The following is a 13,671-nucleotide window of genomic DNA, read 5'->3' on the forward strand; positions in this document are numbered from 1 at the left end:
TACTCCATCCGCTTAATACACTTGCACATCTATGTCTAAACTGTATCCTACCCACACTTCGTCCCCCTCACTCACAACCACCCTTTGCAAATGCTAATTTTCCTTCTACAATTTTTTCCCTCAAATTATTCCCCCCGTTACATGGTTTCCAATTAAATTTTTTTAAGAAACTTTGTGTCAGGAATTTGAAGAACTTTTTAAAATTTGATAAAACATACTTTTCCAGTCCTCCTGAAATGGAGGTTTTATTGAAGAAAACCCATCTGATAATGCTTATTTGTGTGGCTCAGGTGTTGTTTTCTATCGCAGGAACGATATGTTTACTAATATAAGAATAATTTGGAAATTTTCAAAATGGAGGGGCGGAGAAATATGTCACAGAATAAAAAAATGTAAATTTTGCCTCAAAATGTGACATAGGTCAAAAGTTAGTAAGAGTTTGCAGGGTTGGCTAGGTTAGCAAGGGTTTTGTACGGAGGAAAAATTCTCGATTAGTCATTTACAATATCACTATCCACTATAGAAAACCAACATTCAATTTCCTTACTACTAAATCGTTTTTCATTATTATTTATCATTTCCCAATTTTCATATTTGGTGATATCTTTTATTAATGATCGGTTGGTATCGGTGGGTGTTAAACTTATATCATTAAATTCATTCAAAGCACCTGGATACATACTTCCCTCACCTAATCCACCAAATTTCAGAACCTCGGTTTTTTGGTTTGGAAATATTGTTATCGTTGTATCGGAATACCGGGTTTTATAATCAAGGATGAGTGTGTCGCCGGTGTTATTTTCTATGCTTGCATTTCCATAGTGGCCGGGATCGCAGGAGAGGAGGAGTGCGGAGAATAGGCATGGTAGGAGGAGGAATTTCATAACCGTTATTTTATTTGCGATAGATAACGAAATATAAATAGTTGAAATTGTTGAAGGGGTTGAAGGGGTTTAATACGGAGGAAAAATCTCATGGGCTTACACGTGTGACTGAGACTGTGACTGCGACTTGTTAAAAAGGTTAGCAGGGTTTGCAAAGTTTCTATGCGGAGGAATAAGCTCCGGTGTTAGAAACTGCGACTGAGACTGCGACTGCAACTTGTTGAAAAGGTTGAAATTGTTAAAGGTGTTGAAGTTTTTTTATACGGATTATTTCTTTTTATCAAACCCAACAATAGTCATAGATTTAGATAGTTCTGATAATTTAATCTCTTCCTCCGGAGTAAGTGTTGTCCATGTAAGACTCAAGTCAAGACTTTCAAGTTCCGGATAGTTGCGCACTACATCAATTATTTCGCTGATGGTGACATTTGTCAAATCAATAATTCTCAGCGTTTTAAGGGATTTAAATCCGTCTAATGGGAACATAAATTCATCTTCATCACCTAATAAAGTAATCATTAAGTTTTTTAGTTTTGGTAAAGCTGCAATTTTATTGATCTCGGTTGCCGAGTAGATTTGTTCTTTCATTTGAATATCGAGCTTTTTTAGATTTTTCAGACCTGAAAAATCGACTCCTAAAGAAATGAGATTAAAATTGTCACCCATTGACAATTCTTCTAAATTGATGAGATTGGAGATGCCGGTCAAGGTAGTATTTTCAATACCGGTAATATTGAGTTTTTTAAGCATTGGGAATGATTTACAAGCTTTTTCAAAATCCAGGTTTACTATAAAACTCAGATCAAGTTCCTCTAAAGCATGAAGTTGATAGAATTCATTTACTAATACCATTTCCATGTTTCCCCACAAACTCAATACGCGGAGTTTCTTAAGATTGATAATTTCTTTTGGAAACGTCAGGATTTTATTTCCTCCGGCCATATGGTCTCCTAAATAAAGAACTTCCAGGTTTTGGAGCTTATCTAAACCAGGTGGAATGATGTTAAATGTATTTCCTGCTAACCTTAGTTGTTTTAGCGTTTCCAGCTTATATAAATTTTTCGGAAATGCTTGCATTGATATTCCCGATAACGTAAGACTAATAAGATTATTAAGTTTTAAACACTCGTTTACAATTTTATCGTAGTCCAATTCTTCACATGAATAAAATTCAACACTTTGTAAATTGCTAAGATTTCCAAATCCGGTGGGAAATTCTGTTTGTCCTTGAAAAAGTAGGGAATAAATGGAATCCGGATTTACTTTTTCAATTAACTGAGACAGTGATTTATATTTAGAATATCCATGGATCTCATAGGGTTTAATATTTTCAATTTCCTGCAGTGTTGAATGAACTTGTGCGTGAGAGGCAATTGTTGCAAATAAGAATAGAATGGTAAGTAGTGGTTTCATCATTTTGGATATATCTTGTACAATATTAATTAACAATTTGGGAATTGATAAAGGTGGGCATTTTAAGCTTAAATGCCCAATCGAAGCCCGTCAGCAATGCTTTTGGTTATATCTCATTAGTAACAGTTATTTTTAATTCGTCCAAGGTTCTTTGTCTTTAGCATTCATAATTTTTTGTCCATCATAAAGACTTAATCCTTGCCAGGTTCCAAACCAAACTTGTTTTTTGTTGTCTTCGAAAATACTTTGAACTACATTGGAGGTTAAGCCATTGTCAGTTGTGAATTTCGTGAAATTAGATCCGTCGTAGCGGTAAACACCATAACCTTCTGCCGAAAACCAAATATTCCCCTGGCTGTCTTCACAAAAATTATAAGTTTCTTCACCATCAATAATTCCATTTTTAGTGAAATTGGTGTAGATTTTTCCATCAAATTTGCTTACACCTCCATAGAAAGTTCCAATCCAAATATTTCCTTGTTTGTCCTCCAGGATATCCGCAGTATTATTGTCGGTAAGTCCATTTTTAGTTGTTAAATGAATGAATTCGCCATTCTTGTATTTGAAAATTCCATTTCCATCGGTAACAAACCACATGGATCCATTTTTGTCTTCCAAAAATTTAAAAACCAATTTATCGGAAAGCATAGGTTTTGGATTTTCCACTTTAGTTTCAGGCAACAAAAAAGGGGTAAATGTTTTGCCATCAAAATGACTAACCCCGCCAGTAGAACCAACCCAAATGAGTCCGCTTTTGTCAATGGTAAGCCCCCAAATTTCACCATCTTGCAGACCATCTTTTTCTGAATATGTGGTAAACTTTTCACCATCGTATTTAAGTAGTCCATTAGAAGTGCCAAACCATACATTACCTGCTTTATCTTCAACAATTTCCCTAACCACAAATGTTGGGCGAATTCCTTCGATTGTAACTGTTTCGAGTGTTTTACCATCGTAACGTATGATTCCATTTCCGTTTGTTCCAAACCAATAGTTTCCTTTTTTGTCTTGATACATTGTCCGCACAAACTCCCTAACCATTCCATTTAAATTGGTGTGAATTTGCGGAAATGTGGTAATTTGATTTAAAGTTTGTTGTTGATTGCTTCCTTCATTTTCAATTTTATCATCAACCGATGTTTCTTTCACTTGTCCTGTGCAAGAGGTGATTTGAAAAGTAAGAACAAGTAAAATTAAATTTCCTGTTATGAATGATTTCATACTTTCAATCCTTGTCATATGGTTGAGTTTATAATTGTTAGTAACATTAAATATACGCAACTTCTACTATTTATTAATTTTTAACCGTGATTGCGAAAGGCCCCCAGCCCCATAGGGGAGTAAGTTTTTCGTTAATTGAAAATTTAATTTAAAATAAAAAACTCCGGTAATTAAAATGCGATTGAGTCTGCGAATTATATTAGGAAATTTTCAGTTTCTCGAAAGATACTTTAATCTCAATAAAACTGCAACTTTCATATGCCAGCAAATTGATTTGCGTTCCAGCAGGAATATGCAGCAGATCCCCCGTATTTACTATTTCATTATTCTCATAATTACCTTCTCCACTTGCCACATAAATAAAATAATAATCACCACTCGCTGTAAGACTTAATGTTTTTCCATGTTCAATATGATGCGCTGTGAGAGATCCCGTTGCGCCCTGTTTCAACATAAGATTAAAATCTGTAACTCTGCCTTTGCTGCGGGTTCTCCATTCGCCGGAAAAGGTGTCCTGGTCGAATGGTTTTAAATGTTTTGTATATCTGCCTTCATGGATCAACTCGAGTTCGCCTTGCAGTATCATGAGGTGACGGGTTATGCCGGCAAAATGGGTAAATACAGATTCGTCTGCTTCCACGGTTGCGGTGCTGATGCGGAATAAAAAATTGCGTGAGGCAAAACTTGCATCGGCCGGAAATATAAATATTTCGGTACTGGTACCGCTTGCCCAGGGGATTGGGGTTCTTTTGTTGGGGGAGTATTTTATTATAGTCATCAGGACTTCGATTATTTATGGGACACCTTCATTTTCTGGGGTGAATCAATCATTGCATTATTATTTTTAGACATACAAAGGTCATTATATTATTAATAAATCAAAATCCAACTCCGAGTGTTTAATTGCAGTTACCTTAGTTTTGCCACCTTTTGTTTGACCAAAAGGTGGCGCCAAAAGTCAAGGGCTACATCAGGCGGTTTAAATGTCCCTAATGCTGGCCACGCGGAGCGAAAAAGGCGCCACAACTACTCTTAAATTATTTTCTTCGAGCTGGAATTAAATCTAAATTCAAATTCATATTTTCCAAAATGGAGGCGCTGATTTTCGCTCAAATCTCACTACCATTGAAGATTTTATTATGATGTGGCGGCGCACAAGGGACATTAAAACCACCTGCTGAGGCCCACTGTCAGCTCCGTATATTTTTATACGGGATCAAAATTCTTTATTTTAATTTGAGTCGCCAATATGAATTAATTCAATTAATAAATTGAGGCTTGTTGTTTATTTCAAATTCTTTAAATGCCTTAGCACTTCTCTTTCCACTTGATCAAAGCTGGGCAGATCTTTTATTTGTTCCTTCAATGAACTTTGCCAACGTGCTTTATAGTGTGGTAATCGTTCTGCTAATTTCTTTGGAAAATCTTTGTAATTTAATCCTTTGTTTTTACACTTTGTTTCGAATTCATTTAAATAAAACCCAATATCCATTTTGTGGTGTTCAAATAAATACCAGATATCGTAAAAATCGCGTGCTTCCATTCTTTGCATCACTGACCGCAATTTTTCTACTAATACTTCTTCCAATGTATAACATAAAAGTTGATGTTCTACCATGTCGGAATAACCGATGAAAACATTTTTCATCATAGGTACAAAAACAAGCTTTTCGTTTCTCGAAATGTCAATTTTTACTCGTTTGTTATTTCCTTGCCCACCAAGAGGACCAATATAGCTTATATAAAAGTTAATGCCACCATCTTTGTGTACGTTTTTGTCAGTGATTTCAAGTGAAATATTTGTCTCTACTTTAATATATTCAAAGGTTTCCTTGAACCATTCAAAAATTTGTTCATTAGATATTTGATCATTTATCAGGGTAAAATCCAAATCCTCTGAAAATCTATAATCTTCAAAATAGATTTTTTTTAAAACAGTGCCTCCTTTAAATACGATAACTTTTGAAAGTTGTTCATGTTGTGCAATGCCAATTAATATCCATGAAAGTATATAATCTTTTTCGATCTGCTGGTCGCGAACGCCTGCCGCTCTTGCTTTTTGTTGTATTTCACCAGGCTTGATCATGTATAAATAGCAGATTTGATCGTTTCAGTTTCTAAATTTTGCTGAATGCTCCAGCGGCTGTTGTGTTTTCCAACTTTTGGCAGTTCGGTATCGAGCACTACATAAGAAGCAGTTTTTATTTTTTGTAAATCACAAATGATTTCTGAATTCTTGCCCGACTGCTTTAAGTATTTGGGGATATCAAGCATTTCCAACAAAAATCCTAAACGTTTTATTACTGCCTGCGAATCGAATCTTTTTGCATAATCAAAAAGGATGTCGTATTTTATTTTATCTTTTGAAGTATAAATTGCTCTTGCTACTTCCACTATACCACCTGCATATTCAGGTTTGAAAAGACAATCGATAAATGTTTTCTCTAAATCAGAACATAGTACTTTATGGTAACTATCAACCCATATTTTTTTTGCGCCGAAAAAATGTTTGTCGTTGTGATAAATAAATTGAAAGGAAACATTTTTAATTTTTAATTCTGATGGTCGGATCTGTTTTGAAACAACAATCTGCTCCTTTAAAGAAGGTTGCGTGATAAGATCATGAATCTGTAATGCGGAATAGTAACCAATATAATATTGTGAATCTCCGCGGATTAAGTTTCCCGTAATTAAATGCCAGTCGGGCATAAAATTTTCAGCATTTGCTTCGTATGGTATGATGCAATAAACTCCGGCTTTCAATCGCATGAGAAGTCCACGCTTTGTCATATCGCTTAGCAGCTCTCTCCGCGTGCTTTCCTTTGCATCAGGCATTGCGCTGGTTGCGTCACTATAATCAAAGCAAGTCTTATTCTGACTATTAAAATAGGATAGAAGTCCGTTTGATTGTTTTGATATAAATTTACCTTTCATAGTGTTATTGTCAGGACAAACCTGACTACAAAGATATGAAACATAATTGAATAATTTGCCTTTTTGCAGTAATAAATTATATTTTATAGTAAAAATGTCAGGGATAACCTGATAATATTGATATGAAACATCATAAAATAAGATTCTTTATTAATCAGTTAAAGCCAAATTAACGGGATTACTCGCGTAAGGGATTGCAGCGAAAAGCCCGCAGCCGAGGCACGAGGCGAGGACTTGTAGCGTAAAGCCCGACCCGCTTGATTATGTTTGAGGGGAAATTGCACTTTAAATGGAACTGAGAGATATTTTGCCTAATAATAGTACCATAGCGGGATACGCCCAAATGCTAACCAGTATTTACAGTATCCAACAATCTCTGGGGTTGAAAAATAAACTTCCACCCGAGCAGGATCTCAAATTGTCAATTGTCAATTGTCAATTGTCAATTTTTCCCCCCATTTTCAATTGCGGTTCAGTCCATAAGAAGATATGCCTTAATAAATTCGTCAAGCCCCCCATTCAACACCGCGTCCGCATTCCCCGATTCATATCCCGTCCTTGCATCTTTCACCAATTTATACGGATGTAAAACGTAATTCCGGATCTGGCTGCCCCATTCGATCTTTTTCTTGGTGCCTTCAATTTTATCTTTTACGGCCTGTTGTTTTTGGAGTTCGAGATCGTAAAGTTTAGAGCGGAGCATTTGCATTGCCATTTCGCGGTTGAGACCTTGAGTTCTGTTTACCTGACAAGCTACTACAATTCCAGTAGGTTTATGTGTGACACGCACAGCAGTTTCCACTTTATTTACGTTTTGTCCGCCGGCACCACCGCTTCTAAAAGTATCCCATTCGAGATCGCTGGGGGAAATATTTATTTCGATGGTATCGTCAATTAATGGGGACACAAAAACGGATGCAAAGGAGGTATGTCGTTTTGCATTGGAATCGAAAGGGGAGATGCGCACAAGGCGATGCACTCCATTTTCGCTTTTTAATAATCCGTATGCAAATTCGCCGTCAATTTGGAGGGATGCACTTTTAATTCCCGCCACATCACCGGACTGAAAATCGAGTTCAGTCACTTTAAATCCTTGTTTATTGCAATACATATTATACATGCGGTAAAGCATGCTCGCCCAATCGCAGCTTTCCGTTCCGCCTGCACCTGAATTTATGGTAAGGATTGCAGGGAGCTGATCTTCCTGTTCGGTGAGGGTGGATTTAAATTCGAGTTCGTCGAGTGTTTCTCTGGTTTTGGCGAGTTGTTCGTCCACTTCTTCTTCGGTGGTTTCGCCGGCTTGCCAGAACTCGAAAAGCACAGTAAGGTCATCCACCGCAAGTTGTGCGTCGTTATATGCTTTTATCCAGATGTTGTTGGTCTTGATTCTTTTTAAAATACCCTCTGCATTTTTAGGAATGTCCCAGAAACCGGGTTGATGGGTAATTTGTTCGTCCTCGCTAACCTGAATTATTTTATCATCTACGTTAAAGAAACCTCCTCAAAACAAGCAATTTGTCTCTTAAATCATTTAAATGTTCTAGTGTCATGGGGCGAAGATAAGGACTAAAAGGTAAAGGTTGAAATTGGCATTGTGGATGAAGGGGCCGGGAAGGCGGGGAGGGCGGGAAGGTTCGGGAAGTGGTTTGTTTTGTGTGAATGGAAGGGTTTCGCGCAGAGAGCGCAGAGGTGCAGGGGGCGCAGAGGGATTAAGTGTTTAAAAATGTTGAGGGTTTCGCGCAGAGGTCGCAGAGGTGGCATGTGTTTTATAATATTTATAAATAATTCAATTTTATTTAGTTGTAATAAATAGGTGAATATCCTTTCGGTTTTCTATAAAGTGCTCTGCACCTCTGCGAACCCTGCGTGAAACAAATACAATTTCGCGCAGAGGGAGCAGAGGTGCAGAGCACGCAGAGCTATAATGCGTTTAAATGCATTTTTAAATAATTCATTTTTTATAATTGTAAAAAATAGGAGTGAATTCATTCGGTTTTCTGTAAAGTGCACTTCCCCCCTGCGGCCTCTGCGTGAAATAAACACAATTTGCCGATAATGGGTAAAGCGTTTTTTTCTTCCCGTTTTTCTTCCCGCTCTCACCGTCTTACCGGCCTCGCCAGCCGCAACACAAACCATATGTTAGCAAATCAACTCTTAATAAAAAAATTAAATCCTCTTATTTGTAACATAATTCAACCATGCAAAATTTTTCCGCATTAAAAAGAAGTGAAAACCTGCTGAAGGCAAGTTTCGAGCATTTCGATGTGATAATAATCGGTGGTGGTATTACGGGGGCAGGAATTGCTTTGGATGCGGCGAGCAGGGGAATGAAAGTTTTATTGTTGGAGAAAAATGATTTTGCGGGAGGAACCTCTTCTAAATCCACCAAATTAATACATGGAGGATTGCGCTATTTAAAACAATTGGAATTTGGATTGGTGAGATCGGTGGGAAGAGAGAGAGCAATTATTCATAAGCTGGCAAAACATATTGTAAAACCTGTTGACATGCTGCTGCCAATTTATAAAAATGGTTCCTTGGGAAAATTTACAACTTCCATGGCGTTGTGGGTCTACGATTTTTTGGCTGGAGTGAATAAGGATGATAAATATAAAATGCTGGATCAAAGCGCAACCCTAAAAAAAGAACCCTTGTTAAACAGCAACGGATTATTAGGTTCCGCCTTATATAAAGAATACCAAACTGACGACGCACGACTGACCATAGAAGTATTAAAAACTGCAGCAAACTTCGGAGCACTTAGTGTAAATTATACACTATGTGAGAATTTTATTTACGATAAACAAAATAATAATTTAATTACGGGTGTTGAATTTCGGGATATACTTCAAAATAAAACTTATAAGTCAACTGCAACAAAAATAATAAATGCTGCCGGTCCTTGGGTGGATGAAATTCGGTTAAAGGATCCTGCGCCGGACAAAAAGAGTTTGCATTTAACTAAGGGAGTGCATATCGTAATTGATAAAAACAGATTACCTGTCCATCAGGCTATATATTTTGATGTGGTTGGAGATAACAGAATGATATTTGTTATTCCGAGAAATAATAGTATTTATATCGGAACAACGGATACTGATTATACTGGTGATAAAAATATTATTGAAGTTACAGCACAGGATGCAGCCTATTTATTGAAAGCAGTAAATAATGTATTTCCTGATGCAGGTTTACAAACTCAGGATATTATTTCTTCCTGGGCCGGTTTGCGACCATTGATTCATGAAGAAGGAAAATCACCCTCCGAACTTTCGCGCAAAGATGAAATATTTATTGCTGATTCGGGATTGATATCTATTGCGGGTGGTAAACTTACGGGTTATAGAAAGATGGCAGAGAAAGTGGTAAATAAGATCGTAAAGGATATTGAAAAAATTAATTCTACAAAATATGCTAAATGTAAAACAGCAACCATTCCGTTAAATGGTTCGCTTATAAATATGCCAATGGAAGAATATATTCAGCGCAGGGCAGGGGAGGCGGTGCAGATCAATCTTACAGTAAATGATATCACTTATTTGGTAAATACTTACGGTTCGGATACGGAAAAAATAATTGAACTAGCATATAAACATTATCAGCAATTACCCGACAAAGCAGATATATTAATTTATGCCGAAATATTGTATTCCATTCATGAAGAAATGACAAATAATATTTCCGATTTTGTTATACGAAGGACGGGACGGTTGTATTTTGATAAGGCTAATTTGGGAAATGAATATGAAAAGATGAATGATATTATTTCTGAAATATTAAATTCATCGGTTTCTGAAAAAAAAGATAATCTGTTATTTTTTGAAGAAGTATTTAGTAGAGCTTCGGAATTTAAATAGGTTAGGGATGAAGTCACATAAAGCATGAGCATCCTGCCTCCGAATCCACAGAGTTCGCCCCGAAGCAGAGCTCCTGCGTCGCTCGCTACGGGGCGTAACTCTGTGGGGACACAGTTGGGTTAAGAATTTCGCTGCAGAGTTACCGCCATGTAGCAGAGCTCATGCCTCGCTCGCTACATGGCTATGAAGGAACTCTGCAGCATTGGGACATATTAGCTTCGAATCCACAGAGTTCGCCATGAAGCAGAGCTCCTGCGTCGCTCGCTACATGGCGTAACTCTGTGGGGACACAAAAAAAACCAGCTTCGGTATTAGAGCTTCGAAATGTGATTAGGTAAGAAATTTCGCTGCAGAGTTACCGAAGGAACTCTGCAGCTGGGGAGTTTCCTTTAGTCTTCGCGACTTCGCGGCCTGGTCATCCGAAATAAAATTAATTTGGTTTTTTTAATTTCCATCTTCTATGCGACCATAAATAGGGTTCGGGATGGGCGATGATATCTTTTTCTAATTCATCCATGAACATGGCAGTAAGTTTTTGTGGTGGAAGTGAATTGGGATCGTCGGTCAATAATTTATAAGTGATCTGATATTTCCCTCTTTTTAACCAATGAATTGTTGCATAATAAACAACATAATTATATTGACGTGCAATTTTTTCCATGCCGGTTACAACGGCAGTATCCTGATTTAAAAATTTAACCCAATAATGTTCCTTTGGATTTGGCGATTGGTCTGCAATTAATACGAGCATCGTTTGTTCACTTGCGTGATCGGCAAGATGTTTTAACAATTGGCGCTTGGGAATTAAAACTATTTTTAATCGCGTTCTCGATTTTACAGCCAACCAATTAAAATATTTATTGGAAAGAGGTTTAAAGGCGGCCTTCATCGGCATTTCTGCATGAACTGCCATGGATCCACCTGCCCATTCCCAGTTTCCGTAATGTCCGGGAACTAACATGATATTTCTACCTTTCACAATGCTTTCGTGAACAAGGTCATAATTTTTGATGGAACACTTTTTTTTAAGATTTTCATGCGAGAGTGTAAGAGCCTTAATCGATTCAAATAGGGTATCTGTAAGAATCATGTAGAATTTTTTTGTGATCTGCCAAAGTTCTTCCTCCGATTTTTCGGGAAATGCCTTATGTAAATTTTGGCTTACAACCTCCCTTCTGTATCTCCAAACCCGAAAAACAAAAAAACAAAAAAAACTGCTGATACCCCTCAATACAAAAGAAGGCAAAATAGATAAAAAATATATCAGTGGTAATAATAAAAAGAAACCAATAGCTCGCATCGATGCAAAATTAAGACAAAATACCTAGCTGTTTTTACAAGGTGTAAATGTAATCTGCAATAATAGCCGAAACCATTGTAGGAGTAAATTGAAGTAAGGAAATTTATATATTTTAAAAGTTTACAGAATTACCAGTTTTCTTGTAAGGTCTTTGATAGAAATAAGATAAATTCCGGGATTAAATTCCGCAACATTAATGTGGGTATCCACTGATGAACAAATACCATTATACACCAATTTTCCTGTAATATCCTTTATTATAATTTCTTCTCCAACCAAGTTGGCCGGACAGTTTACAACAATAAATTCAGAAGCGGGATTCGGATGAATTGCAAAACTTGTGTTTAATGTATTGTCAATATCTGTAAATTCAATACTTATGGAATCTGTAATTCCCGGACTTAAATTATAATAACTTCCGCTCGGAGTTTCCTTTAAAGATGCAGCTCTCACCATATAATAATTTGTGCCGTTAATTGGATATTCATCTATAAAAGGAGAATAATTTATCATTTCACCAGTGATAAGCGTATATTTTCCGAATTCGGAATCACTTCTGTAAATATAATATCCTAAAACAGCCGGATCGGGAGAATTTGAATAATCTATTTCAATTGCATTTACTATTCCTGTTGCAATAGAACTATTTACATCGCCAACAGGTTTTATTGTGTGCATGCGCAAACTGGGATCACCCATTAATGCAATATGAACGGTATGCGGAAATATATTGGCGACATATAAGCTGGTATTATTTTGTGTTGTTCGAGTACTGTATCCTATATTTTCACCTAAAACCATTTGATGAAATTGCCAATGCGGTCTTCCCGCCCAACAATTTGTTAAAGTAATTCCTGAAGCAAGTGGAGCACGCAAAAAATCGTCCGTTGCATCCCAGTCTCCAAAATAACTGCCGAATAACATGGTGAAAATTGTATTTACGGTATCGAAAGCAAAATCAACAGTTGATCCAACGCCACCTGCGCCTTGAAACCATCCTCCTCCGCAACCATAACTCCATAAATAATTTTCAGAATACATGGTGGTAAAATAATCCATTTCAAAGGTATTATCTGCTCCAAACATGGGAGCAAAATTTCTCCATCCTGAACTTGCAAAAGCTTCTCCTCCAAAGGCTCCAAAATTATCATCAATCAATGCGCGTTCCTGCACTGCTATATTTCCATTTCTAAAATTATGATCGCTGTTGAGATAATTTTTTAATAATACTTCTTCAGTCTGTGGAAAAGAGGGTAAATTAGAAAGATCAACGCGACCAATTTGTAATTCCACTTTCGAAATTAAAGATATCTGGTCCAATTTTCCATCACCGGGAATATTCCAGTTTTCCGGTCGAGTTGCGATTACATTATTAATGGTAATATCAGTGTAAGCTCCATCAATATCTCCATAAATGGCATCTGCCGGCCAGGCGCCCTGATGATCGGGATGTCCGTCGGGATTAAAATTACCTGAATACAAAACGGGAACGCGACCAAATAAAAAAACACATTGCAATTCAGGATCGGCAATTGCTTCAGCAGTAATTAATGTTCTAACATGATCAGGTGTTTGATCTCTCGCAACATTAATTCTTTTTACTTTCCATCCATCACCGGAAATATCCTGCATCAATCGATAAAGTTCATTTTCCATACTCGATGTAATTGTAGTATCTACTACCAATAAACAACTTCCTCTGTAATGTGTTGCATGCACCTTAATACCTGCAAGTATATAACCGAATGAATTTATTCCACCGGTATTGGAACAATAAATTTTATATTCATACAACGAATCAATTATAACATCGTTATCCGTAAAACTTGTTGCAGCAGCATCTAAAGTTGCAATGGCAGATCCCCAGTTTGATTCTTCTTTAGCTTTTTTGTAGATCAAATATTCAATTGCCGTTGCTTTAACAGGCCATTGTAAGGTAATTGTTGCAGGCGATTCAGTATATGTAGCAGAAACTCTAACAGTATAATCAGCAGATACCTGCGAAAATACTAAACTTGAAATAAAAAAAAGAAGGAGGGAAGAGGCAATTTTTTTCATTTGT

At 36.8% G+C, this 13,671-nt stretch carries 10 protein-coding genes; 1 reads left to right on the forward strand and 9 read right to left on the reverse strand.

The annotated features are described in order from the left end of the window. Positions 1 to 491 precede the first annotated feature (491 nt). From IPI31_12535 to prfB, 7 genes are all read right to left on the reverse strand, one after another. Positions 492 to 884, reverse strand: coding sequence for a hypothetical protein (locus IPI31_12535; GenBank protein ID MBK7568639.1), 393 nt, complete (start codon positions 882 to 884; stop codon positions 492 to 494). A gap of 267 nt (positions 885 to 1,151) precedes the next feature. Continuing rightward, positions 1,152 to 2,300 (reverse strand): hypothetical protein, encoded by a 1,149-nt coding sequence (locus IPI31_12540; protein MBK7568640.1) that lies wholly within the window; start codon positions 2,298 to 2,300, stop codon positions 1,152 to 1,154. 129 nt (positions 2,301 to 2,429) lie between these two features. Then, positions 2,430 to 3,536, reverse strand: a complete 1,107-nt coding sequence (locus IPI31_12545) for a hypothetical protein (GenBank protein ID MBK7568641.1) — start codon at positions 3,534 to 3,536, stop codon at positions 2,430 to 2,432. A gap of 181 nt (positions 3,537 to 3,717) precedes the next feature. Then, positions 3,718 to 4,296 carry a HutD family protein gene (locus IPI31_12550; protein MBK7568642.1) on the reverse strand — a complete coding sequence of 193 codons (579 nt, stop codon included), beginning with the start codon at positions 4,294 to 4,296 and terminating at the stop codon, positions 3,718 to 3,720. 507 nt (positions 4,297 to 4,803) lie between these two features. Then, the gene (locus IPI31_12555) at positions 4,804 to 5,604 is read right to left on the reverse strand and encodes a nucleotidyl transferase AbiEii/AbiGii toxin family protein (GenBank protein MBK7568643.1); all 801 of its coding nucleotides are present in this window, start codon (positions 5,602 to 5,604) and stop codon (positions 4,804 to 4,806) included. Continuing rightward, complete coding sequence (locus IPI31_12560) at positions 5,601 to 6,452, reverse strand: transcriptional regulator (GenBank protein ID MBK7568644.1); 852 nt, start codon at positions 6,450 to 6,452, stop codon at positions 5,601 to 5,603. The genes IPI31_12555 and IPI31_12560 overlap by 4 nt, the downstream gene beginning before the upstream one ends. A gap of 472 nt (positions 6,453 to 6,924) precedes the next feature. Then, positions 6,925 to 8,002 (reverse strand): peptide chain release factor 2 gene (gene prfB / locus IPI31_12565; protein MBK7568645.1). Its coding sequence is split into 2 segments (ribosomal slippage): positions 6,925 to 7,941 and positions 7,943 to 8,002, totalling 1,077 coding nucleotides; the frame shifts between segments, so codons are not numbered across the junction. A gap of 648 nt (positions 8,003 to 8,650) precedes the next feature. On the opposite strand from prfB, the gene IPI31_12570 reads away from it, so the two are divergent. Next, a complete protein-coding gene (locus IPI31_12570) occupies positions 8,651 to 10,309 on the forward strand; it encodes a glycerol-3-phosphate dehydrogenase/oxidase (protein ID MBK7568646.1) in 1,659 nt (552 codons plus the stop codon). 430 nt (positions 10,310 to 10,739) lie between these two features. On the opposite strand, the gene IPI31_12575 is transcribed toward IPI31_12570, so the two are convergent. Beyond that, positions 10,740 to 11,609, reverse strand: a complete 870-nt coding sequence (locus tag IPI31_12575) for a lipid A biosynthesis acyltransferase (GenBank protein ID MBK7568647.1) — start codon at positions 11,607 to 11,609, stop codon at positions 10,740 to 10,742. A 120-nt stretch (positions 11,610 to 11,729) separates the two neighbouring features. Then, complete coding sequence (locus IPI31_12580; protein ID MBK7568648.1) at positions 11,730 to 13,667, reverse strand: T9SS type A sorting domain-containing protein; 1,938 nt, start codon at positions 13,665 to 13,667, stop codon at positions 11,730 to 11,732. Between the last annotated feature and the right edge of the window lie 4 nt (positions 13,668 to 13,671).

The organism is Bacteroidota bacterium, assembly GCA_016706865.1.
Taxonomy (GTDB): domain Bacteria; phylum Bacteroidota; class Bacteroidia; order Chitinophagales; family BACL12; genus UBA7236.